Source organism: Brevundimonas sp. (assembly GCF_965278935.1).
Taxonomy (GTDB): domain Bacteria; phylum Pseudomonadota; class Alphaproteobacteria; order Caulobacterales; family Caulobacteraceae; genus Brevundimonas.
Map to the genome: position 1 here is coordinate 2,579,502 of NZ_OZ257124.1, position 23,514 is coordinate 2,603,015.

21 protein-coding genes are annotated in these 23,514 nt (G+C 66.4%); 9 read left to right on the top strand and 12 right to left on the bottom strand.

The annotated features are described in order from the left end of the window. Positions 1 to 22: 22 nt before the first annotated feature. Both ACQY68_RS12885 and ACQY68_RS12890 read left to right on the top strand, forming a co-directional pair. Positions 23 to 616 (top strand): IPTL-CTERM sorting domain-containing protein, encoded by a 594-nt coding sequence (locus tag ACQY68_RS12885; protein WP_428149839.1) that lies wholly within the window; start codon positions 23 to 25, stop codon positions 614 to 616. Positions 617 to 1,236: 620 nt separating this feature from the next. Next, the gene (locus tag ACQY68_RS12890) at positions 1,237 to 1,476 is read left to right on the top strand and encodes a hypothetical protein (protein WP_428149841.1); all 240 of its coding nucleotides are present in this window, start codon (positions 1,237 to 1,239) and stop codon (positions 1,474 to 1,476) included. Positions 1,477 to 1,502: 26 nt separating this feature from the next. Here ACQY68_RS12890 and ACQY68_RS12895 read toward each other — a convergent pair whose 3' ends face one another. Beyond that, positions 1,503 to 1,931 carry a hypothetical protein gene (locus tag ACQY68_RS12895; RefSeq protein WP_428149843.1) on the bottom strand — a complete coding sequence of 143 codons (429 nt, stop codon included), beginning with the start codon at positions 1,929 to 1,931 and terminating at the stop codon, positions 1,503 to 1,505. A gap of 74 nt (positions 1,932 to 2,005) precedes the next feature. On the opposite strand from ACQY68_RS12895, the gene ACQY68_RS12900 reads away from it, so the two are divergent. Further along, positions 2,006 to 3,211 (top strand): SGNH/GDSL hydrolase family protein, encoded by a 1,206-nt coding sequence (locus ACQY68_RS12900; protein ID WP_428149845.1) that lies wholly within the window; start codon positions 2,006 to 2,008, stop codon positions 3,209 to 3,211. Between the two features lie 347 nt (positions 3,212 to 3,558). Here ACQY68_RS12900 and ACQY68_RS12905 read toward each other — a convergent pair whose 3' ends face one another. From ACQY68_RS12905 to kdgD, 3 genes are all read right to left on the bottom strand, one after another. After that, positions 3,559 to 5,121, bottom strand: a complete 1,563-nt coding sequence (locus tag ACQY68_RS12905; protein WP_428149846.1) for a carboxylesterase/lipase family protein — start codon at positions 5,119 to 5,121, stop codon at positions 3,559 to 3,561. 12 nt (positions 5,122 to 5,133) lie between these two features. Then, positions 5,134 to 6,036, bottom strand: a complete 903-nt coding sequence (locus ACQY68_RS12910; protein WP_428149848.1) for a LysR substrate-binding domain-containing protein — start codon at positions 6,034 to 6,036, stop codon at positions 5,134 to 5,136. Between the two features lie 69 nt (positions 6,037 to 6,105). Next, complete coding sequence (gene kdgD, locus ACQY68_RS12915) at positions 6,106 to 7,041, bottom strand: 5-dehydro-4-deoxyglucarate dehydratase (protein WP_428149849.1); 936 nt, start codon at positions 7,039 to 7,041, stop codon at positions 6,106 to 6,108. A 263-nt stretch (positions 7,042 to 7,304) separates the two neighbouring features. Between kdgD and ACQY68_RS12920 the strand changes: the two genes are divergently transcribed. Next, the gene (locus ACQY68_RS12920) at positions 7,305 to 8,747 is read left to right on the top strand and encodes an aldehyde dehydrogenase family protein (protein WP_428149850.1); all 1,443 of its coding nucleotides are present in this window, start codon (positions 7,305 to 7,307) and stop codon (positions 8,745 to 8,747) included. Positions 8,748 to 8,824: 77 nt separating this feature from the next. On the opposite strand, the gene ACQY68_RS12925 is transcribed toward ACQY68_RS12920, so the two are convergent. Next, positions 8,825 to 9,712: an SDR family NAD(P)-dependent oxidoreductase gene (locus tag ACQY68_RS12925; RefSeq protein ID WP_428149851.1), complete on the bottom strand. Its 888-nt coding sequence runs from the start codon at positions 9,710 to 9,712 to the stop codon at positions 8,825 to 8,827. Positions 9,713 to 9,887: 175 nt separating this feature from the next. On the opposite strand from ACQY68_RS12925, the gene ACQY68_RS12930 reads away from it, so the two are divergent. The 4 genes from ACQY68_RS12930 (at position 9,888) to ACQY68_RS12945 (ending at position 16,746) form a co-directional block, all read left to right on the top strand. Beyond that, positions 9,888 to 12,062: a TonB-dependent receptor gene (locus ACQY68_RS12930; protein WP_428149852.1), complete on the top strand. Its 2,175-nt coding sequence runs from the start codon at positions 9,888 to 9,890 to the stop codon at positions 12,060 to 12,062. An 88-nt stretch (positions 12,063 to 12,150) separates the two neighbouring features. Further along, a complete protein-coding gene (locus ACQY68_RS12935) occupies positions 12,151 to 13,737 on the top strand; it encodes an AMP-binding protein (protein ID WP_428149854.1) in 1,587 nt (528 codons plus the stop codon). Between the two features lie 52 nt (positions 13,738 to 13,789). Continuing rightward, positions 13,790 to 15,103, top strand: a complete 1,314-nt coding sequence (locus tag ACQY68_RS12940; protein ID WP_428149855.1) for a spinster family MFS transporter — start codon at positions 13,790 to 13,792, stop codon at positions 15,101 to 15,103. Next, on the top strand, positions 15,100 to 16,746 hold the full coding sequence (locus tag ACQY68_RS12945) for a carboxylesterase/lipase family protein (protein ID WP_428149856.1): 1,647 nt from the start codon (positions 15,100 to 15,102) through the stop codon (positions 16,744 to 16,746). The genes ACQY68_RS12940 and ACQY68_RS12945 overlap by 4 nt, the downstream gene beginning before the upstream one ends. Before the next feature lie 3 nt (positions 16,747 to 16,749). On the opposite strand, the gene ACQY68_RS12950 is transcribed toward ACQY68_RS12945, so the two are convergent. The 4 genes from ACQY68_RS12950 to ACQY68_RS12965 all read right to left on the bottom strand — a co-directional run bounded on the left by ACQY68_RS12950 (position 16,750) and on the right by ACQY68_RS12965 (position 20,825). Next, positions 16,750 to 17,445 (bottom strand): TetR/AcrR family transcriptional regulator, encoded by a 696-nt coding sequence (locus ACQY68_RS12950; RefSeq protein ID WP_428152662.1) that lies wholly within the window; start codon positions 17,443 to 17,445, stop codon positions 16,750 to 16,752. Positions 17,446 to 17,743: 298 nt separating this feature from the next. Then, on the bottom strand, positions 17,744 to 18,577 hold the full coding sequence (locus ACQY68_RS12955; RefSeq protein ID WP_428149858.1) for a flagellin: 834 nt from the start codon (positions 18,575 to 18,577) through the stop codon (positions 17,744 to 17,746). Positions 18,578 to 18,821: 244 nt separating this feature from the next. Next, positions 18,822 to 20,627 (bottom strand): PHA/PHB synthase family protein, encoded by a 1,806-nt coding sequence (locus tag ACQY68_RS12960; RefSeq protein ID WP_428149859.1) that lies wholly within the window; start codon positions 20,625 to 20,627, stop codon positions 18,822 to 18,824. 12 nt (positions 20,628 to 20,639) lie between these two features. After that, the gene (locus ACQY68_RS12965) at positions 20,640 to 20,825 is read right to left on the bottom strand and encodes a hypothetical protein (protein ID WP_428149861.1); all 186 of its coding nucleotides are present in this window, start codon (positions 20,823 to 20,825) and stop codon (positions 20,640 to 20,642) included. Between the two features lie 106 nt (positions 20,826 to 20,931). Here ACQY68_RS12965 and ACQY68_RS12970 point away from each other — a divergent pair, with 106 nt between their 5' ends. Next, positions 20,932 to 21,873: a LysR family transcriptional regulator gene (locus tag ACQY68_RS12970; protein WP_428149862.1), complete on the top strand. Its 942-nt coding sequence runs from the start codon at positions 20,932 to 20,934 to the stop codon at positions 21,871 to 21,873. 93 nt (positions 21,874 to 21,966) lie between these two features. Here ACQY68_RS12970 and ACQY68_RS12975 read toward each other — a convergent pair whose 3' ends face one another. The 3 genes from ACQY68_RS12975 to ACQY68_RS12985 are packed head-to-tail and all read right to left on the bottom strand — an operon-like array spanning position 21,967 to position 23,495. Further along, positions 21,967 to 22,341: a helix-turn-helix domain-containing protein gene (locus tag ACQY68_RS12975; RefSeq protein ID WP_428149864.1), complete on the bottom strand. Its 375-nt coding sequence runs from the start codon at positions 22,339 to 22,341 to the stop codon at positions 21,967 to 21,969. 44 nt (positions 22,342 to 22,385) lie between these two features. Further along, positions 22,386 to 22,820, bottom strand: a complete 435-nt coding sequence (locus tag ACQY68_RS12980; protein ID WP_428149866.1) for a hypothetical protein — start codon at positions 22,818 to 22,820, stop codon at positions 22,386 to 22,388. 24 nt (positions 22,821 to 22,844) lie between these two features. Continuing rightward, positions 22,845 to 23,495: a helix-turn-helix domain-containing protein gene (locus tag ACQY68_RS12985; RefSeq protein ID WP_428149868.1), complete on the bottom strand. Its 651-nt coding sequence runs from the start codon at positions 23,493 to 23,495 to the stop codon at positions 22,845 to 22,847. Positions 23,496 to 23,514 lie beyond the last annotated feature (19 nt).

The window sequence follows — 23,514 nt, forward strand, 5'->3', positions numbered from 1 at the left end:
TGCGCGGCTGCCGGAGCGCAACGTGAAACGTTTCCTGATCATCCTCGCCCTGTTCGCCGTCTGGCTTCCGGGCCAGGCCCTGGCCCAGACCATTTCGCAGACGGTCGGCAACAACGCCATCGGCGGTAACGGCCTTGGACAGTCCTTCACCGCCACCGTGACGGGAACTGTGACCCAGATTGAGGTTCGATCCCGCACCAACGGAGCCGCCACCGTCTATTTCTACAATGGCGCGACAGGTTCGGGGATCAACAGCAGTCCCGGGACGCCGGTCTCGTCCCAAGCCGTGGTGCTGGTCGACCAAGGCAGCAACACGACAGGTTTGCAGACGATCGTGCTTGCGAGCCCGTTGCCCATCGTCGCCGGAAACTCCTATTCCTTCGCGTTCAGCGCCGCCAACATGGCGTTTAACACCGCCGACCCTTACGCCGGGGGAGCCCTGCTGACGGGCTACGACAGCCCGTTCGGCGGTTTTGACCTGGTCTTCACCGCCACCCAGGTCGCCGCCGGGCCCGCGCCGGTTCCCACCCTGTCGGAGTGGGCGATGATCCTGTTCGGCCTGACGCTTGCGGGCGGCGCGGCGGTGATCCTCCAGCGTCGGCGCTTCGCGGCCTGATCCGCTTCCGGCGACGATAACGAGGGAGCGCTCCTTGCGACGGTCGGAGCTCTTCTCCAGCCCCGGCCTATCGCAGGCCTCGGTCAGGTCCGCTTCAGGAAGTGACCGAGGCCTGGGCGGAAAGTCTGTTTGAGGCAGGGCAGGCAATGCCCGCTTCCGACCCTAAGCGGACATCCACCGCCCTAACGACTCCCGGGGATTTTGCGAACAACACCAATAAGTATCATCCGATAGCCCTGAAAAAGCAGCCAGCAAACGAACGCCGAGAACGGCACCACGAGCAGATCAGTCATCTTGCGGGGCGGGCTCACGACAAGTGCTAACGCGAGCCAGAAAACCCAGAACAGACCGAGGCCCCAAGCCATTATCCGCACTGCCAGCTTAGTTCTATGGCCAAGCTCAACCGTTGGCTTGGACTTCGGCAGGACCGAGGCAGGCGGCACCTTTTTTACGCTCTATCCCGTCCAGCGCCCTGTCCAGTTCGTGGAGCTTGTCTTCGCTGGATTGGGGCGGGGTGCTCATGGGCGGATGCTAGGCGGTGCCATGTCTGCTTTCCACCCGTAGGCGACGACCGCTTTCGACCCATTGCAGACACCGAGCTTGGACGCGAAGGTGACCGGGTGCACGCCAACCTGACCCCGACTGCAGAGCAGCAAGCCATCCTCGAACGGTTGCGCGTCCCGGAGCGCATCAAGGTAGCACTGCGGCATCCCAGCCTCGCGCTCGCCGTCGAAGACGCTGAGGTGGTGCGCGACGCACTTACAACAGAGTTGGCCACGGTGGGCTTCGACCCGGAATATGAACTGACTGCCGAGGGGCGGTTAATCGAAGACTTGATTGACGCGCTTTTCATCCCCTGAGTCCGCTTTCGACCCAAAGCGGACTTTCACTGCTCGTGTTCAGCACCCCTAGCCGGGTCGGAAATAACGCCCCACACCCTGCAGGCTGCCGTGGTCAGGGCTTCACGCACATCTGCCAAGCCAATCTGCGCTGACCAGCCCTTTGGGTCGCCTAGGTCGTGGAAGGTAATGAGGTCGTCATGTCTCGTTACCCCGACCACGGAATACCCCGACATCGTGAATGACTGCGAGGAACCGCTTTCAAGCTCGCCCAACGCACCGAGCAAGTCATCCAGCACATTGAATAGGTCCTCACGGTCGTAACCCCAGCGTTTTCCGGAGATTACGTATTCTAGAAAGCGTCGGTTGAGCCCCCGTGACAGGCGATAGACCATCGGCCAGTCAAGATCGGTCGGGACGGCCACCGGAGCGGCCTCTGGCAAGGGAGGGTCGAACAAGACGGTGAACTCGGGCATCCTCAATAGTGCGCGCTGCTAGGTCCGCTTTCCACCCATAGGCGACACCCAGAAGGTCCGTTTAGGGTGACACCGTGCAGAAATCCCTCGCCATCCTCGCCGCCCTGAGCGTCGCGCTCGCCACCCCCGCCGCCGCCGCCGCCCAGGATTGGATCGCCGGCTGGACCTGGGTGCCGTCCGCCAATCTCGGCCCGACCGGGGCGCCGTCCCAGCCCAATCCCAACGACGTGCGTGGTCCACTCGGCCCGTCCGAGGTCGCGAACCAGACCCTGAGCCAGGCCCTCGTCGTCACCGCCGACGGCGACCGTATCCGCATCCGCGTCTCCAACCTCCACGGCGCCGCGCCCGTCCGCATCGGCGCCGCGAGCGTCTCGGTCGGGGACGGCGCGCCCGCCCCGGTGACCTTCGACGGCGCCCCGGGCGTCACCCTCCCGGCCGGCGCTTCGCGCCTGTCCGATCCGGTCGTCCTGCCCGTCCGGGCGCTCGACCGGCTGACCGTCAGCACATACCTGCCCGACCCCACGCCCCTGCCTGTCCACCGCATCCGTCAGGTCCTGCGCGACGGCGACGCGACCGGCTCGGTGATCCCAGCCGACGCCTCGCCCATGCGTCTCGGCGCACTGACCACCGCCGTCGAGGTCGAGACCGACACCCCCGTGAACGTCATCGTCGCCTTCGGGGATTCCATCACCGAGGGCACGGGCTCCCTCCCCTCCGGCCCCGGCGGCTGGCCCGAGCGTCTGGCCCGGCGGATGGTCGCGGCCGACGCCCCTTGGGCCGTCATCAACGCCGGCATCGGCGGCAATCGCCTGCTCTATCAGGGCTCCGGCCCTTCCGGCCTGCAGCGCCTGGACAGCGACGCCCTCGCCGTCTCCGGCGCCCGCTGCCTGATCCTGCTGGAGGGGATCAACGACCTCGGCCGCCCGGCCCGCCCCGAATACGCACATGAGGCCATCACCGCCGCCGACCTGATCGCCGGCTATCGCCAGGTCCTCGCCCGCGCCCATGCCGCCGGCTTCCGCGTCGTCCTCGCCACCCTGCCGCCGTTCGAGGGCGCCAACTATTTCACCGCGACCGGAGAGACGATCCGCCAGGCCGCCAACGCCTGGATCCGCACCTCGGGCGAGCCCGACGCCGTCATCGACTTCGACGCCGCCGTCCGCGACCCGGAGCACCCGCAGCGCCTCCTCGCCGCCAACGACAGCGGCGACAGGCTCCACCCCTCGGACGCCGGCTACGCCGCGATGGCCGAGGCGATCCAGCTCACCGTCTGCGACTAACCAAAGCACGGGCGGGTCTCCTCCCAATCGCAGATGGGGAGGTGGCTCGGAGCGAAGCGGAGAGACGGAGGGGTTCTTGCTGCCCGCAGAGTCCCTCCGTCAGCTCGCAAGGCCTCACTGCCACCTCCCCATCCTTCGGATAGGGAGGAGACGCCTGATACCCATCATCGCCGCGCCGGATAAGGCCCTGTAATCGCACCGAATAGCTTTCAGGAACCCCTTTATACCCACCACGACCTCCAGCGGGGTTATAATGCCTTCCGGTCTTTGAAATTCGCAGTCAGTCCTGCCGTCCCACCGCGCGACTCTGTCGACTCTGTCGAGTCGCTTTTTGGAGTCGCGCCCGCTCAGGTCCCCTGCTTCAGAAACGGCGCCACCTGGAAGAGCCGCCGCTCGTCGGCGCGGGGGTCGTCCACCGAGCGCGTGTCGACGTCGAAGATCATCGTCGGCCGCCGCTCCAGATCGTAGGGCGCCCAGGCCGGGATGGCGGCGTTGTTCGGATCGCCGGTCCTGGCGAAGGCGATGAAGGTCTCGCTCATCCGTCGCGCGACTTCCAGGGCCTCCGGACCCGTCCCCGTCTTCGACGTCGGCTGGTGGCAGTTGTCGAAGGCCAGGGCGATGTCGAACGAATGATAGGCGCCCAGCCGGGGCTCGACCGGCGAGCCGAAGTCCAGCTGGTACATCCAGGTCCGGTCCCCGATCCGCGCCCGCTCCTGCGCCTGGATCAGATGCCCGGGCCGCGACCGGCCACAGGTGGCGGCGGCGAAGAAGACGTCCACCGGCGACATCTCAGGGAACCTCGCCCGGTACCAGTCGACGACATACCGGGCGTTCAGATCGACCACGAACTCGGGCGCCAGCTTGGCCGCCACCGTGTCCCAGGTCAGGCTGAAGTTCCGCTCGTCGCCCGCCGTGAAGGCGCGCGCCTCGTCATGGGTGTTGCCGATGATCATCGGAATAGGCGCGCTTTCCCTTGGCGCATCGGGAACGAAGGGATGTCGCGGCAGGGTGTCGTGATCCATCACAGAATGGAAATAGAGCCCCCCCTTTTCGATGGGATCGTCCATCGCCAGCGCCTCGACCAGCCGCCCCGTCGGCAGGGTCGCCAGCTCCTCGGCCCGCTCCGGCGTCAGGCCCAGATGATCGAGGAAGACCCTCATCCTCAGCTCGGCGTGCTGAGGCCCCATGGCCGTCACATGCTGGCCGCTCATGGTGATGACCTTGTGGAACAGGCCCGCCGCCGACGGCATGGCCATCAGGGTCACCAGCTTGGCCCCTCCGCCCGACTGGCCGAAGACGGTGACGTTGCCGGGATCGCCCCCGAAGGCCGCGATGCTCTCCCTGACCCATTCCAGCGCCAGCATCAGGTCCAGGTTGCCGACACTCCCTGACTGAGCGAACTCGCCGCCCGTCAGCTGCCCCAGCCCGTTGTACCCAAAGACGTTCAGCCGGTGGTTCAGGGTCACCACGACCACATCCCCCCGCCGACACAGGGCCGCCCCGTCATAGAGTGGGCTCGACCCCGACCCGTTGGCATGGGCCCCGCCGTGGACATAGACCATGACCGGCCGCCGCCCTCCGTCATCGAGCGCCGGGGTCCAGACGTTCAGGAACAGGCAGTCCTCCGACTGGTTCGCCTCGTCCGACTTCTGCGGGCTGGCTGCGCCATAGGCCGTGGCGTCCGCCGGATCGGTCCACCGCTCCGGCGCCACCGCCGCCCGGAACCGCCGCGCCGCCGTGTCGGCCCCATACCGGACGCCCTTGAAGACCTTGATGTCGCGGTCGAGAGAACCCCGCACCGGCCCGTGCCGGGTCATCGCCACCGGCGCCGCCCCCTCCGCGTGAACCGCTCCGGGCATCAGGGTCGCCAGGGCGACGGTTCCTGCGACGACCGTGCGGCGGGTAGGCATGGGGTGTTTCCTCTAGGGGGCCTGAACGTCCGCCACCTGGGCCGAGATCAGGTCCAGAAGGGGTTTCAGACTCGGGTTGTCGTTGTCCTTGCGCCAGGCCACGAACAGCTCGACCGGGCGTTCCGGGAAGGTCTCCAGCGGGCGGAACTCCACCCCCTCGAAATGCAGCTTGGTCGCCGCCTCGGGCACCACCGCCGCCCCGATCCGGGCGTGAACCAGGGCCAGGATCGAGTGGATCTGGGCCATGTACTGGACGTAGTTCGGCGACACCCCCGCCTCGTCGAACATGGCTGTCAGCATGGCGTGAAAATAGCCGGCGCCCTCGGGCGCATAGGTGATCATCGGCAGGCCGTCGAAATCGGCCAGCGTCAGCCGATCCTTCTCCAGCCGGGGATCGCCGCTGGGCAGGGCCGCGATCAGGGGTTCGGTCAACACCCTCACCTTGTCGAACTCCGGCCGGGTCAGGGGCGGCCTGACCAGCCCCAGATCGATCCGCCCGGTCAGCAGCGCCTCGACCTGCTCGCCCGACACCAGCTCCCTCAGGGCCAGGTCGACGTTCGGCAGCTTCGTCCGCGCCAGATCCACCAGATTGGGCAGGAAGCTGTAGCCCGAGGCCGCCGTGAACCCGATCGCCACACGGCCCGCATCGCCCTTGCCGATCCGCCGCGTCGCCAGGGCCGCGCTCTCGGCCAGTCTCAGGATGCGTTTGGCCTCGATCAGGAACGACCGCCCGGCCGGCGTCAGCCTGACCGACCGGCTGGTCCGGTCCAGCAGGACCACGCCCAGGATCCGCTCCAGCAACTGCACCTGACGGCTCAGCGGCGGCTGGGTCATGTTCAGCCGCTGGGCCGCCCGCCCGAAATGCAGTTCCTCGGCGACGGCGACGAAGCACCGCAGCTGGCTCAGCTCAAACATGATCGGTCCCGCCGTTCTTCAGGCGGACGATGCTAGGCGCTCCGGACACGTCCGGACAGGCCACGGTGACTATCCGTTCGCCGCCAGCTTCGGCGCCGCCGGCTGGACCCGTGCGATCAGGGCCGACAGCTCGGCCAGCTCGGTGTCCGACAGGTCGACCAGCGGCAGACGCACCGGCCCGGCCGTGCGACCGATAGCGGTCATGCCCGCCTTCACGATCGACACCGCATAGCCCTTACCCCTGTTGCGCAGGGCGATGTACGGCAGCACGAAGTCGCGCAGCCCCGCCATGATCGTCGCGTGATCGCGGGCCCGGACGGCCTTGTAGAAGTCCAGGGCGAACTCCGGCACGAAGTTGAAGATCGCCGACGAATAGGTCGTCACGCCCATCTCCAGATAGGCCGGCGCGAAGGTCTCCGCCGTCGGCAGGCCGCCGACATAGGTCAACCGATCGCCCATGCGCGCATAGACCTTCATCATCAGCTCGATGTCGCCAACGCCGTCCTTGAAGCCCACGAGGTTCGGGTTGCGATCGCATAGCTTCTCGAGCGTGTCCTCGTTCAGCACGGCGTTGTCGCGGTTGTAGACGATGACGCCCAGTTTGGTCGCCTTGCAGACCGCCTCGACGTGCGCCGCCAGGCCTTCCTGACCCGGCACCATCAGATAGGGCGGCAGCAGCAGAACGCCGTCGGCGCCGGCGGCCTCGGCCGCCCTGGCCAGATCGACGGCGATGCCAGTGCCATAGCCGCAACCCGCCACGACGGGGGTCTTGCCGGCGGTCTCCTCGACGGCGGCCTTGACCACCGTGGCCACCTCGGCCGGCGTCAGGGAGAAGAACTCACCGGTGCCGCCGGCGGCGAACAAACCGGCCAGCTCATACTCCAGCATCCAGCCGCAATGCTCGCGATAGTCCTTTTCCACGAACTGATGCGCGGCGTCGAAATGGGTCACAGGAAACGACAGCAAACCGCCGCCGATCGTCGCGGCCATTTCCGCGGGCGTCATTCTGGACATGGGATCCCCTCACTATTCGACGGCCTCACCGCCCGGCGCCATTGCCGCGCCTTTTCCAAACGGTATCGGGGGGTTCGATGCGGGTCTAAGCCAAATGGGCTATCGACTGATACGCGTTTTGGCTTGATCGGTGTTCGCCTGCCGCGGGAGAAGCCTGCATCGATGCCCATTGCGGTTCGATCCATGCGCGTTTCGGTGTTCGCAGCGCATGGGTCAGCCTCTAAACCGCCCTCGACAGCCGAAGGACCTCACCGATGACCGACACCCTGAATCTCAGCCATCTGATCGACGGCGAGCGCGCGGACGTGGCCCGGCCGACGGAGAGCCTCAATCCGTCCAACACCGGCGAGGTCGTCGCCCGCACGCCCGACGGGGGGCAGGCCGAGGTGAACGCTGCCGTCGCCGCTGCGAAGGCCGCCTTCCCGTCTTGGTCGGAAGCCAGTCCCGAAGTCCGCTCCGACGTGCTGGACCGCGCAGGGACATTGGTGATGGAGCGCCGCGAACAACTGGGTCGCCTGCTGTCGCGCGAAGAGGGCAAGACCCTGCCCGAAGGCATCGGCGAGACGGTTCGCGCCGGCCGCATCCTCAAGTATTTCGCCGGCGAGGCCCTGCGTCGCCACGGTCAAAACCTCGACAGCGTCCGCCCCGGCGTGGAGATCCAGACCTATCGTCAGGCCGTCGGTGTCTATGGCCTGATCACGCCGTGGAACTTCCCCATCGCCATCCCGGCTTGGAAGGCCGCCCCGGCCCTGGCCTTCGGCAACACCGTGGTGATGAAGCCCGCGGGGCCGACCCCGGCGACGGCCTCGGCCCTGGCCGACATCCTCGTCGAGGCCGGCCTGCCCAAGGGGGTGTTCAACCTCGTCATCGGTCGCGGTGGCGTGGGTCAGGCGATCGTGGATCACCCCGATGTCGACGGCCTCTCCTTCACCGGGTCGCAGAGCGTCGGGGCGGGCGTGGCCCTGGGCGCGATCAAACGTCAGGCGCGGGTCCAGCTCGAGATGGGCGGCAAGAATCCGCTGATCGTGCTCGATGACGCCGATCTCGAGCGCGCGGTCATGGTCGCGCTGGACGGCTCCTTCTTCGCGACCGGCCAGCGCTGCACGGCCTCCAGCCGACTGATCGTGACCGACGCCATCCACGACCGGTTCGTCGCCCTGCTGGCCGAGAGGGTCGCAGCCCTGCGTGTCGGCGATGCTCTGGATCCGAACAGCCAGATGGGCCCGGCCGTGTCCGAGGCCCAGATGGAAACGAGCTACAAGTACATCGACATCGCCCGCGAGGCGGGCGGTCGGATCGTCACCGGCGGCGATCGTCTCAACCTCTCGACGCCGGGCTGGTACGTCCAGCCGACCCTGATCGCCGACACCGATCCGTCCATGCGCATCAACACCGAGGAAGTGTTCGGTCCCGTCGCCTCGACGATCCGGGTCAAGGACTACGAGGAGGCCTTGGCCGTCGCCAACTCCACGGAGTTTGGCCTGTCCGCCGGCATCGTCACCACCAGCCTCAAGCACGCCCGCGACTTCCAGCGCCGCGCCCGCGCCGGCATGACCATGGTCAACCTCGCCACCGCCGGCGTCGACTATCACGTGCCGTTCGGCGGCTCGAAAGCCTCGAGCTACGGAGCCCGCGAACAGGGCTTCGCCGCCGTCGAATTCTACACCCAGACCAAGACCGCATATTCCTGGAGCTGAGTCGAAGCCGGTCAGTCAGCGCGCGTCGTTCCGTCCAACCGGAACGACGGCACAGGTGGCGTAAAGGCGCTTGGCGGTCAGGAGGCCAGTCGCAGCCGACCGGGGTGTTGCACCTCGTGCTGGTACTGGGCCGCACCTGACTCCGGGACGGTCTCGCCGGACCGATCCGAGACCACGGTCCAACCGGCCTCGATCTGCTCCGCCGCATTGGCGGCGTCGCCGACGTAGAGGCCGCGCGTCATCGTGACGTGCGCCTGTTCGAACCCTCCCGCTCCGGCCAGAAGGATCGTCCGTGTCGGCGCCTTCTCGCTGGCCAGGGCGACGATCCCCGGGCTGACAAGGTCGGTCGACAGGCCTTTCAGGTCATCCTCGGAATAGAGACTCTCGGTCATCTGGGTCGCGGCGCTCGGCGCCAGGCAATTCACGTGAATGCCGGACTTCGCGCCCTCCAGCGCCAAAGTCTGCATCAGGCCGACAAGGCCCATCTTGGCCGCGCCGTAGTTCGCCTGGCCGAAGTTGCCGTAGAGGCCCGACGACGAGGTGGTGAAGATCACCCGGCCGTAACCCTGTTCACGCATGTGCGGCCACGCGGCCTTTGTCACGTTCACCGAACCCATCAGGTGAACGTTCAACACCAGTTCGAAATCGTCCAGATCCATCTTGGCGAATGTCCTGTCGCGCAGGATGCCGGCATTGTTGACGACGATGTCGATAGAGCCCCATCGGGCAACCGCGTCCTCCACCATGGCAAAGACCGCCGCCCGGTCGGTGACGCTGCAGACACAGGTCACCGCCTCGCCGCCCGCCGCGAGGATCTCGGCAGCGACGGCCGAGGCGCCCGCTTCCGACAGGTCGTTGACGACGACGCGCGCGCCATGTCGGGCCAGGGCGAGGGCGTGGCTGCGGCCGAGGCCTCCGCCGGCGCCCGTGACGACAGCCACCCGCCGCGAAAGGTCGATGGTCATGATGGTCTCCCCGATGCGACGACGTCCGCGTCCTTTTCGCGGCGCAGCATGGATGTGGATCCCGGCTATAGTCAACGTTCACTATCGTTAGAGTTAGGATTGACGCCAATCGATATCGATGAGACCTTCCACCCATGGCGTCGTCAGAACGCCAGCTATCGGGGAATGAAACATCGTGACGCGTAATATCTGGTTGACCACCTCGGCCGTCGCCCTGCTCTGGGCTGGAACCGCCCAGGCTCAGAACTCGCAAGCCGGCAACGCCTCCCAGGATGACGCCCAGTCGGCGCAACTGGACGAAGTCGTCGTCACGGCCGAACGCCGCACCTCCAATCTGCAGACCACCGCCGTCGCGGCCACCGTGCTCAGCGGTCAGGACCTGCAGAACCGGGGCGTGACCTCGCTGAACCAGCTTCAGTTCGCCGCCCCGTCGACCACCGTGCAGGACTTCGGTCAGGGCAACTTCTTCAACGTCCGGGGCATCGGCAAGTCGGAGGCGACCACCGCCATCGGCGTCGGCGTGATCACCTATCGCGACGGGGTCGCGGCCTTCCCCGCCTACTTCCAGACGGAGCCCTATTACGACATCGGCAGCCTGGAGCTGTTGCGCGGCCCGCAGGGCACCTTCGCCGGCGCCAACGCCACGGGCGGCGCGGTCTTCATCACCGCGCGTAACCCGGATTTCAACAGCATCAACGGCTATGCCGCGGCCCAGCTCGGCAACTACGATCAGGTGAAGGTCCAGGGCGCGATCAACCTGCCGCTCTCCGACACCCTGGCCGTCCGCCTGGCCGCAAATCACGAGACGCGCGGCAGCTTCTACGACATCACCGGCCCCTATCGCGGCAACCCGGGCGAGGTGGACTCCAACAGCGTGCGCGCCAGCGTCCTCTGGATGCCGACCCCGGACCTGCGGGTCCTGTTCAAGACCGACTACAACAACATCAATCTCGGCGGCTATCCGGCCGATCCGGCCCTGGCGACCAACGATCCGTTCACGATCACGGCCAACGGACCCAACGAGGCCCATGACGAGTTCGTCCGTTCTTCGCTGAACATCAGCTACGCCTTCGACAACGGCATCACCCTGCGCTCGATCACCGGCTACCAGAACGGCACGTCGCGGTTCTCGACCGATCTGGACGGCACGTCACGGGCCAACAACACCTTCTACGACCAGCTGGACGAAGAGGTCTTCTCCCAGGAGTTCAACCTGATTTCGCCGGATCAGCAGCGCCTGACCTGGCTGCTGGGTCTCTACTATCAGAACGACATGGCCACCTTCCCGGCAAAAACCTTCCCGACGGCCGAGTACCGGATCGGCTTCCCCGAGAACGTCGTCGACATCTACCTCTGGGGCGACACGCCCAAGGAAACGGCGGCCGTGTTCGGCCAGGTCAGCTACGACATCTCGGACCGGCTGCAGGTCCAGATCGGCGCGCGCTACGCCCACACCACCGTCACCAACGACGACGTCTATACGACCTACCCGCAGTTCGGGATCGTCCTGTTCCAGGACCAGGAACTCGAAGACGAGAAGCTGACCGGCAAGATCACGCTGAACTGGAAGCTGGACGATGACAACTTCGTCTACGGCTTCGTGGCGACGGGTCACAAGACGGGCGGACTGAACGCACCCAACCTCTATCAGCCGGCCCAGACCTTCGGGTCCGAAGACCTGATCGACTATGAGCTGGGCTGGAAGTCGACGCTGGCCGACGGCCGCATCCGGACCCAGGTCGGCGCCTACTACACCGTCTACAACGACTTCCAGGTCAACATCGGCGATCCGCAGTATCCGCAGGTCAGCCGGGTCCAGAACGTGCAGGGCGACACCGTCCTGATGGGTCTCGAAGGTTCGGCCCAGGCCTTCTTCGGCCCCCTGTCGTTCAATGTGGCCGCGTCGGTCTCGAACTCGGAACTGGGCGACTTCTTCGGCGCCGACCCGCGTCTGGGTCGCACCGGCCTGTGCAATCCCACGACGGGTCCGGCCAGCGCCAACTGCCGCAACATCTCCGGCAATCGCCAGAGCTATGCGCCGGAGTTCACCTTCAACGCCGGCGTCCAGTACGCGTTCGACCTCGGCGGCGGGGCCAGCCTGACGCCGCGCGTCGACTACGCGCACATCGGCGAGGCCTACACCTCGATCTTCAACAATGAGGCTCTGGGCGACCGTCTTCAGGAGCGTGACATCGTCAACGCCACGATCACCTACGCCAACGACGACTGGATCCTGTCCGCCTTCTCCACCAACCTGACGGACCAGACCTACATCGCCGCCATCAACGCGGGCCTGCGCTACGCCGGCCCGCCCCGGCAATACGGTCTCGTCCTGACCAAGACCTTCTAGCCGGAGCGACTGGGGCGGCGGCTTGCCGCCGCCCCACCTTTTTCTCTTCTCCGACCGGGCCTGTATCCGCCTTGCGCCTTCTCCAAGCATGACCCGTCCGACCTTCAATCCGATGCAGGACTATGCGCTGACGGTCGATCGCTTCCTCGACCACGGGGCGAAATGGCACGGGCGGACGACTGTGGTCACCGCCGTCGGCGGCAAGGACGCGAGCCTCGACTATGCGACCCTGCGCGACCGCTCCAACCGTTTGTCCGGCGCCCTGCTCGATCTGGGTCTGAAGCCCGGCGACCGCATCGCGACCCTCGCCTGGAACACTCATCATCATGTGGAAGTCTGGTACGGCGCCATGGGCGTGGGCCTGGTCTGCCATACGCTCAATCCCCGACTGACGATCACCCAGCTGGCCTCGATGGTCGACCAGGCGGAGGATCGCGTCCTCGCCGTGGGCCTCGGCCTCGCCGACGTAGGCCGCGCCCTGATGCAGGCCTGCCCATGCCTCGAACGGTTGATCCTCCTGGATGACCAAACGTCCATTGGCGAGTTTTCTGACGAGTTTGCACTCGAGGATTTGCTCTCCTCCAGAGGTCGCCCGACCACCTGGGGCGACTTCGACGAGCGCGAACTGGCCGGTCTCTGCTTCACCTCCGGCACGACGGGTGCGCCGAAGGGCGTCGCCTACACCCACCGCTCCCATTACCTGCACACCGTCCGCTCGTTGCAAGCCGACGCCATGGCCCTGACGGACGAGGACGTCGTACTCGTCGCCGTGCCCATGTTCCACGCCAGCGCCTGGGGCCTGCCGTTCGCCGCGCCGGCCGTCGGCGCCGGACTGATCCTGCCCGGCAAGGATCTGGATGGCGCGACCCTGCTTCGCCTCATCAACGACCACGGGGCCACGGTCGCGGTCGGGGTGCCCACGGTGTGGATCGGCCTGCTCGACCATATGGACGCCACGGGCGCCGACACGCCGACCCTGCGCCGCGTCATGATCGGCGGATCGAGCTGCCCCGAGAGTCTGATCCGGCGCATGGAAGAGCGGTTCGGCGCCACGGTCCAGACCAGCTGGGGCATGACCGAACTGTCGCCCCAAGGCGTCATCTCCCCACGCACCGACGCGCCGATGGCCGCGCGCGGCGCCGGGCGTCCGCCCATGGGCATCGACCTGTTGCTGACCGACGAGGCGGGCGCTCCCCTCCCCGAGCAGCGCAACGCGGTTGGTCGTCTCAAGGTCAAGGGGCACAGCGTCGTGCGCCAGTACTACGGCGCCGAACAGACGGCTCTGGACGCCGACGGCTGGTTCGACACCGGCGACCTGGCCATCCTCGACGACGCGGGCAACCTGCATCTCGCAGGCCGCTCCAAGGACCTGATCAAGTCGGGCGGCGAGTGGATCAATCCGGTCGAGATCGAAGAAATCGTCGGAGCCCTGGACGCCGTCGCCCTGGTCGCCGTCATTGGCACGCTCCATCCGAAATGGGGCGAGCGCCCGGTGATGATCGTCGAGACCGCACAGGGTCAGGCGGTCGAGAATGCGACCCTTGTCGCCAGCCTCAAGGGCCGGATCGCCGACTGGTGGATCCCCGACCGTATCGTCCAGATCCCGTCGATGCCGCTGGCGGCCACGGGCAAGATCAACAAGACTGAGCTGCGAACGATCTACGGCGGCGCATAACCCGGAACCGGGAACGCCGAAGACCACCACGGTCTCCTGGGAGGGAGCATAGATGACAACGATTTCCACCGCCGACGGTCGGTCGCCACCCGTGCAGAAGGGCGCCTGGGTGGCGCTCGGCATGTTGTGGTTCGTCTATGTGCTCAACTTCCTGGACCGTCAGCTTCTGTCGATCCTGGCCAAGCCGATCCAGGACACGCTGCACATCAGCGACAGCCAGCTGGGCCTGCTCGGCGGGCTCTATTTCGCGTTCTTCTATTGCTTCATCGCCATCCCGGTCGGCTGGCTGGCGGATCGCACCAATCGGGTGTGGGTCGTCTCGGTCGCCTGCGGGATCTGGAGCGCGGCCACTATCGCCTGCGGCCTGTCGCGCAACTTCGGTCAGCTTGCCGTGTCGCGGATGACGGTCGGGTTCGGCGAGGCCGGGGGCGTACCGCCTTCCTACGCGATCATCACCGACTATTTCCCGCCCGGCCGTCGTGGCATGGCCCTGGGCATCTTCAATCTGGGGCCGCCGGTGGGCGCGGCGCTGGGCATCGCCTTCGGCGCATCGATCGCGGCGGCCTTCAGCTGGCGTGACGCCTTCATCGCCATCGGCGTGATCGGCCTCGTCGTCGCTCTGGCCACGCCGTTCCTGGTCAAGGAACCCAGGCGCGGTGGGCTGGACGCATCGGGCGAAGCCACACCGACGGCCGCCTCTGCGAAGGCCCCCTTCTGGGGCACGGCGAAGATGTTCTTCTCGAGCCCCGTCCTTGTCCTGGCGGCCCTTGGCAGCGGCGTGACCCAGATCGTCACCTACGGAATGGGCAATTTCGCCGTGCTGTTCCTGATGCGCGAGAAGGGCATGCAGCTGAACGACGTCGCCGTCTGGTACGCCCTCGTCGTGGCTATCGGCATGGGCGGCGGGATCTTCGCGTCCGGCTATCTGATCGACCGCTACACCAAGGTGTCGCGCAAGGCCTACGCCCTGCTGCCGGCCATCTCGCTGTCGCTGGCCCTGCCCTTCTACATCGCCTTCGTCTGGGCGCCGTCCTGGCCGCTGGCTCTGGTGCTGATGCTGGGTCCGAACTTCCTCAATTACTTCTACCTGTCGTCGTCGGTAGCGCTGGTTCAGGAAGAGGTGCGGCCCAACCAGCGGGTCATGTCGGGCGCGTTGCTGCTTCTGCTGATGAACTTCATCGGCATGGGCGTGGGGCCAACCTACGTCGGCGCCGCGAGCGACTATTTCCACGCCGCACATCCGGACAACTCGCTGCAGATCGCCCTCTACACCCTGATCCCGGTCTATCTGGTCGCCATCGCCCTGTTCTTCGTCCTGGCGCGCGTCCTGGGCCGGCCCACCTCGCGCATCGGAGCCTCCGCATGAGATCGCTGCTTCTCACCGCCGGTCTCGCCGTTCTCCTCGCGGCCTGTGCAACCGCGCCGACCGCCTCAGCCACGGACGACGGCCTCGTCGTCCGGGCCCCCGCGGGCCCCGTCGCAGGCCTGCGTGACGGCGACCTGTCGGTCTTCAAGGGCATTCCCTACGCCCAGGCGCCCGTCGGCCGGAACCGCTGGCGCCCCCCGGTCGCGGTCCGGCCCTGGACCGAGGTGCGGCAAGCGACGAACTTCGGGCCCGCCTGCATCCAGCCGACCTCGCGGCGTACGACGATCTATTCGCAGGACCTCGGTCGCACGAGCGAGGACTGCCTGTCGCTGAACGTCTGGTCTCCGGACACCGCCGGCCACGCCCCGGTCATCGTCTGGATCCACGGCGGCGCCTTGGTCGCGGGCTCCAGCAAGGAGCCGATGTATGACGGTGCGGCGCTGGCCGCGCAGGGCATCGTTGTCGTCTCGATCAACTACCGCCTCGGCGTTCTGGGCTATCTCGCCCACCCCGGCCTCAGCGCGGAATCCCCGACCCATGCTTCGGGCAACTACGGGATCATGGACCAGATCGCGGCCCTGGAATGGGTCCAGCAGAACGTCGCGGCCTTCGGCGGCGATCCGGATAACGTGACCATCGCGGGCGAGTCCGCCGGCGGCCTGAGCATCCTCTATCTGCTGACCGCCCCCGCCGCGCGCGGCCTTTTTGACAGGGCGATCGCCCAAAGCGCCTATCTGATGTCGATGGCCGACCTGCGTGAAACGGTCCACGGCGCGCCTTCGGCGGAGACGCGCGGTCTCGGTATCGCCACCGCGATCCAGGCCCTCGACGTCCGGGCGCTGCGGGCCATGGACCCGCAGACCCTGACCGACAGCGCCGCCCTCGCCGGCTTCCTGCCGGCTGGCATCATCGACGGCGTGGTTCTGCGCGATCAGATGCTCGACGTCTTCAATCGCGGAGAACAGGCGCCGGTCCCGGTTCTGGCCGGTTTCAACAGCGGCGAGATCCGCTCGCTGCGGACGCTCGCGCCCGCCGCTCCGGCCAGCGCGGCCGCTTACGAGCAGGCCATTCGTGAGCGCTACGGCGACCTCGCCGGCGAATACCTGCGCCTCTATCCTGCCGAGGCGATGGACGAGAGCATCCTGGCGGGCACGCGCGACGCCTTCTACGGCTGGACCTCCGAACGGCTGGTTCGCTCCCAGACGGCAATCGGCCAGCCGTCCTTCCTCTACATGTTCGATCACGGCTATCCGGCCGCCGACAACGCGGGCCTGCACGCCTTCCACGCGTCGGAACTGCCCTATCTGTTCGGCGCCCTGCGTAGGACGCCGCCGCACTGGCCGGCCATTCCGGACGCCCCCGGCGAGACCCGCCTCTCGAACGCAATGATCGACTACTGGACCAGCTTCGCTCGTTCGGGTCGCCCTGAAAGCGACCACGGCCCGGCCTGGCCCGCCTTCAGCGCCGACGGTCCGTTCTTGGCATTCCGCGATGGGCCGGTGCTGGAGCGCGACCTGCATCCGGGCGCCTTCGCCCTGCATGAGAGCGCCGTATGCCGCAAGCGCGCCGCAGGCAATCTCGGTTGGTACTGGAACGTCGGCCTGAACTCGCCGGTCCTGCCGCCGAGCCCTTCCTGCCCCTGAGGCCTATCGCTTCAGCGACAGGAAGCCGGCCGCCATGAACCGGGCCATCCGCTTCTTGATCGCCGGATAGTCGTCGGAGTGACAGGCGCCGCCCGACAGCCGGTCGATCCGCCCCGTCCGCGCCAAGGTGTTCATCAGCGACCCCGAGACGAAGTGGTAGCCCCAGAAGATCTCCTCGTCCGAATAGTCGGGGAGCGCCTTCTTCAGGATCTCGACCAGCTTCAGCACCACCGGGTCGAAATGCTCGTCCATCAGCAAGGCGCCCTCGGGTGTGTTGCTGACGCGGGCGCAGAAGGCGGCGTAATTCATCCAGCCCTCCCCGCCTTGGTAGTAGAGATCGAGGTCGGTATCGAGGAAGGCGTGCAGCGCGCCCTCGACCGTCGGCTCGCCGCCGCACTCGGCGTCATACTGCTCCAGGGCGACCATGCGCCGCCCGCTGGTCACGCCCGCGCGACGGGCGAAGACGCTCTCGAACAGGTTGATCTTGTCCTTGAAGTAGTAGTTCAGCAACGTCACGTGGATGCCGACCCGCTCGGCCACGTCGCGCAGGGTGACCCCGTCCAGCCCCTTTTTCGAGAACAGGTATTCGGCGCCATCGAGGATGTTCTCGACCATCAACGCCCGTGCTTCGGCCTTGGTGCGTCCCGTAGACGGCGCGGCCTTGCGTTTGCGGGTCGGCGGCACCGGCTGGCCGCCCATCGAAACCCGCTCCTTCTCGCTCGCCAACTCGCTGTCTCCCGGAGTGAATTTCACCCGCCGACCGGGGGTAATCCCTGACGTGAAAACTTTCCAGTCACGGCGCCAACTATCGGACGTCACCTTCCCCGGATTGCGGTGGAGGAGGGAGCGGACACCGGCGGCGTAACACCTTCAGGTGATCTGCGACCCGCGTGGATGCCTCGGTGGAGGATCGTTCGGGGCGGCCGTCGCGTGCATGCCCCGGATCGCGTCGCCGGCAGACCCGGACGAGACGCACCGCGCCCCGCCCGGGTCATTCCTATCGGAACAGGCCGAGCAGGATCGAGGTCGAGGAGTTGGCGATCGACAGAGCCTGCACGCCCAGCTGTTGCTTGGTTTGCAGCGACTGCAGTCGCGCGCTTTCCTTGGCCAGATCCGCATCGACCAGATTGCCCACGCCGTTTTCCAGAGCGTCGGAAAGCTTGCTGACGAAGGTGCGGTGCGTGTCGAGCGACTTGGCGCCGGTGCCCAGGCGAGCCAGGGCGGACGACACGTTGTCGATGGATGCGTTGATGGCGGTCAGCGCACTCGTCGCCAGTGTCGAAGTGCCGATGGTGGCGGTCGCGGCCAGGGTCACGTTGGCGCCGCCCAGCGACAGGTTTTCAGGAGCCACCTTGATGGTGGAGCCGGCCGTGTTCGACAGGGCCTTGAAGCCGTTGGTGCCGGTGGAGTTATCCAGCATGTTGACGCCGTTGAACTTGGCGTTCGAGACCACCGTGGCGATCTGGTCGCGGATGGACTTGAAGTCTTCGTTCAAGGCCTTGCGCGAGGCCGTCGACAGCGACTTGTCGGTCGCCGAGAGGGCCTTTTCCTTCAGCTGGATCAGCAGGTCGGAGACGGATTCACCGGCGGCCATGGCGACATCGACGGCCGAAGAGCCGCGATCCAGGCTGTCTTTGACGGCGTTCAGGGCGGATATTTCACCGCGTTGGCCCTGAGCGATCGCCCAGATGGCCCCGTTGTCCTTGGCGTTGTTGACCTTCTTGCCCGTATTGACACGGTTCTGGACCGTGTCGAGTTGTGATCGTGTTGTTTGCAGGTTCTGAAGCGCCACCAGCGCTCCAGAGTTCGTGTTCACGCTGTTCACCGCCATGACGATGTTCCTATTCCCAGGTTCCGAACGCCGTTTTGGAGTTCGAGAGCTTTTTGCTCGTCCTGCACAATAGGTAGGCCTACCTAATATTTGTCGAACATTGCTTTACACAATTCTTAACGACTTAAAACTTGAGTAACCAAGTTCTGGCCCGACCGTTTCTTCCTCGCCAAAGTCGGCGCCTACAGGATTGCGACGCTCCGCCGAAGCGCTCAGCCGAAGCCCGTCCGCGGACGTGTGGGCCCTAGTGGCGAACGCGAACGTAGGTCCCGGGGGCAGGATCACCGGCCTTCAGCTTGCCGGAGCCGACCTTCCTCGCCTTGACCTTGTCGTCGCCGGAGGCGGCGTCGAGCGACCCCTGCCACTCGGGCCACCATGAACCGGGCTTCTTCTCGGCTCCGGCCAGCCAGGCCTCGGCATCGGCTCGGCTTTCGTCGCTGGTCCAGTAGCCGTGTTTGTTGGCGGCGGGCGGATTGATCATCCCGGCGTTGTGCCCCGAGCCGCCCAGAATGAACCGGGTGTCGCCGCCGAAGTGGCCGCGCTGGGCGTAGGTCGCGCGCCAGGCCGAGACGTGGTCGTCGTGGAAGCCGACGATCGTCACCGGGGTCCTGATCGCCTTCAGATCCAGAGCCACGCCGCCGATGGATATGCCGCCCGCTTCCTTCAGCCTGTTCTGGCGCAGGATCCAGTCGCCGTATTCCTTGAGCGTGCGCGCCGGCATCCGGGCGCCGTCGTCGAACCACCACAACAGGTCAGAGGCGCGGGCGTCGTCGCCCATCAGATAGTGCTGGACCACCGACGACCAGATCAGGTCATTGGCCCGCACCGTCGAGAACAGCCGTGCGAGGTCATGCGCCTCGACATAGCCGCGCTCGTCCAGATAGCGGTGGAAAGCCTTGAGGTCGTTTTCACCCGTGAAGACCGACCATTCGCCCATGTCCGAGAAATCGACCAGGCTGGCGATCAGGGTGGCCGAAGCGACGCGGTCGGCGCGGCCCGTCTCAGCCAGCCAGGCCAGGGTCATGGCCGACAGCGTTCCGCCGAGGCAGTAGGAGACGAGATCCAGATCTGGTTCGCCCGTCGCCTGTTCGACAGCGTCCATGGCGGCGGCGACGCCTTCGATCACATAGTCGTCGAGACCCACGTCGGCGTGGCTGGCGTCCGGATTCACCCAGGAGATGACGAAGACCGTGTGGCCCTGATCCACCAGCCACTTGAGGTAGCTGGCCTTGGGCGTCAGATCGAAGAGATAGAATTTGTTGACCAGCGGCGGCACGAACAGCAGCGGACGGCGATAGACCGTCTCCGTCGTCGGCGCGTACTGGATCACCTCCATCAGCCGGTTCCTGAACACCACCGCGCCGGGGGTGGCAGCGATGTTGACCCCCAGTTCGAAGTCGTTCGGCGCACGTCGGCCGACGAGGCCATCGCCACGGGCCACGTCTTCCAGCAGGTTCGTCAGGCCCGTAACCAGACTCATGCCACCAGTCGCCATCGCACGGCGTGCGACCTCCGGATTGGTCTGGGCGAAGTTGGCGGGCGACAGGGCGTTGGTGAGCTGGCGAGCCAGAAAGTCGACCTGACCCCGGATCTCGTCGCTGACCGGCGCGGTCGCGATGAAGTCCTGAAGCTGACGCCCCGCCAGCAGATAGGCCTGCCTCAGCGCGTCATAGGCAGGCTCGCTCCAGTCCGCGCCGGAGAAGCGACGGTCGCCCTTGGCCGGGGCCGCGACCGGCTCGGCGGCCAGACCCCAGACCCGCTGGGCGGTCGAGGTCCACAGGTTGGTCCAATCGGTCCAGTTCCTGGCCTGGGCCTCAAGCAGGGCGCCGGGCCGCGCCGTCACCGCCATGTTGAAGTCCACGACCGCACGCACGAGCGTCGTCGGATCGTAGGGCAGCGCGGTCGGCTGCATGGCCTTGGCGGCGGTCGTCCTGGCGGCGGCGGCCGCGACCTCGGCAAGGCGCATCATCGCCTCGGCCGCGACCTCGGGGTCCGGCAGGATCGGGATCGGGAAATCGAAGAAGGGCTTGTCGCCTGTCATCGTGGTCATGGCGCTCTCGGATCAGCGGGCGGTCAGGATGTCTACAGCCATGCAGTCGGCGGGTGCGACATAGATCCAGGCCAAGGCGCGGTCTGGGTTCTCGGCGGTCCACACGGGGCAAGGCGCGCCGGCCAGATCGATCACCTGCGCGGCGGTCATGTCGGCGGAAAGCGGGGCGCGGGAAGCGACGACGGAGTCGAAAGCCATGGCGAAAATCCTCGAACGGGCGTGTCCCCTGCCTATCGCATGGAGATTTTCGCATATCCATGCTACGAAATACCCAACCATCGTGCGTTTTTGCACAGGAGCCGCGTTGGCCGAGTTCAACTGGAATGATCTGAGGGCCTTCCTGGCCGTGGCCCGAACGGGCCGCCTGACCACGGCCGCCTCTCGTCTTGAAGCGGATCACACGACGGTCGGTCGGCGGATCGGCGCGCTGGAGGCGCAGCTGGGAGCCCAGCTGTTTGACCGTACCCCGGCCGGTCACGTCCTGACCGCGCATGGCGAACGCCTGATGCCGACGGCCGAGGCGATGGAGACCCTCGCGATCCGCGCCGCCGGCGAACTCGGCCAGGCGGATCAGGCCCTGACCGGCACGGTCCGCATCGGAGCCCCCGAAGGCTTCGGCAGCTATGTCATCGCGCCCCTGCTGGCGGCTTTGGCCGATCGCCATCCGGAGCTTGAGATCCAGCTCGTCGCGATGGCCGGGGCGGTCAACCTGTCCAAGCGCGAGGCCGACGTCGCCGTCACGCTCAGCGCGCCGCGCGAGGGCCGGCTGGTGTCCAGACGACTGACCGACTACCGGCTCGGCCTGTATGCGTCGCCCGCGTATCTTGAGGCCCGGCCGCCCATCCTGAAGCGAACCGACATGAGCGGGCATCGGTTCATCGGCTATATCGACGACCTGCTTTACGCGCCCGAGCTCGACTACATGCAGGCGCCGGATGTGGAGGTCGTGGTTCGACTGCAGAGTTCCAACCTGATTGCCCAGTTACAGGCCGCCTTGGCTGGGGCCGGTCTTTGCGTCCTGCCGAACTTCATCGCTGCACGGGAATCCGGTCTGGTTCACGTCCTGCCCGATGCGGTACGGCTCGAACGCAGCCTGTGGCTGGTCACCCACGCCGATCTCCGGCGTCTCGCGCGCATCCGGGCGGTCACGAGCCTGATCATCGAAGCCGTGCGAGGCGACCGCCAGAGGTTTCTCGGGCAGGACGGGCCTCAAGACGGCCCTCTCGCTTCAGAGGCGGGAACCTGATCTGCCGTAGGTCCGGTCGCGTCCACGCCTGTCCGGGGCCGGATCGGGGAGGATGACGCGCCGCGGCTTAAATCGACCGCATCGTCGGATGGATCAGGAGGGGCCTGTCTCGCCGGCCAGCGAACGCGCCAGGGCGACGACGATGCGGCGCTGATCCGGCGTTTCGATCCGCCCGTAGGCCTCGAGCAGCGCTTTCGATCCGCTGACGGCGAATAGATCCAGACCATCGCTGTCGCCGGGTTCCTCAGGCTCGAAGAAGGCGCTCACCGGCTGGCCGAGTGCATGAGAAATGAGCATCAGACGCGAGGCCGAGACGCGGTTCGAGCCGCGTTCGTACTTCTGTATCTGCTGGAAGGTCACGCCCGTGGCCTTGGCCAGGTCGGTTTGGGTGAGCCCACGCAACTCGCGTATGGCGCGAACACGCTGGCCCACGGCGATGTCGATCGGATTAGGAGTCGGGGAGCTCATACCGTAACGCTATGAACACTCCGCTCGATTGACGCAACTCACGCTCACGCATCACGTCGGCGCCCCTCCCATATTCCGGCCGCCAGAGCGAACATCAGACCGTAGAACATCAGGTACAGGGTGGAGATGTATGCCCGGGGCATGACGCTCGGATCGATCAGCATGCCCAGATGGCTCAGGACGGCCAGAAGCTGGAACGCGCAACCGAACAGCAGCCAGACCCTGTGGGTTCTGACGATCAGATACAGAAACACCCCGAGGTTCGCAGCGTCGATGATCAGGATGTTCCACTGTGGCGAGGTCCAGTCGGTCCAGTTCTGGACGAGCGGCGACAGGATCGAGGCAATTACGATCGAAATCGCCGCGACCCGCTCGGTGTGCGCGCCTTTCCAGATGGCGACGCCGCAGACGAGGATATTCAGGATCACGCCGCCGATCTGGGCGGCCGTGGCCAGGAACAGGACTTGGTCGTTGAACATGCGGATGCTCGCGGCGGGTTCCGTTCAGCGAAGTCGCTGGGCTTGATCGGCCGCTTGCAGGAGGTGCTGGATCATCAGCGTTGCGCCGATGGCTCCCGCGAGCAGGAAGGCGATCCCGCACGTCAGGGCGATCACAATCAGCAGGTCCCGCCCGATGCGGCGGTACTCGACGATCTCAGCTGGGTCGCGCCCGGCGGCCGATCGTGCTCTGGCAACAGTACGAGCCCGATGCAGATAATCTCGCGCAGCAGATCGAGCTTCGAGAGATATGGGCTCATCTCCCGCGTCACCGAGACCAGGTGCAGGACGGCGGCTTTCTCCGCCGGGGTCTGCGCCAAATCCTCGAAGACGGTCTCGAGATAGTCCCAGGTCCATTTCGGAAGTGTCAGGGTCAATGGGGCCTCCTTTCGTGTGAAAGAAAGCGGCGTTTGAAGCGGCTTTTTCTACTCGGGATGGCTCCCCTACGGGTTCACTCCGTAGACCCGCGTTGAGCAGGAGAAGCGCGGCGTCGCGACGGGAGCCGACGCCCAGTCGCTTGCATGCGGTCTCGATATGCTTGTCGACGGTCTTCGAGGAAATGCCGAGATCGCGAGCGATCTCCTTCGACTGGCGATGCCGCGCCACGCCCATCAGGCACTGACGTTCTCGCGTGGTGAGTTGCTCAAGGTTGTTCATCGATTCATCCCTGAACAAC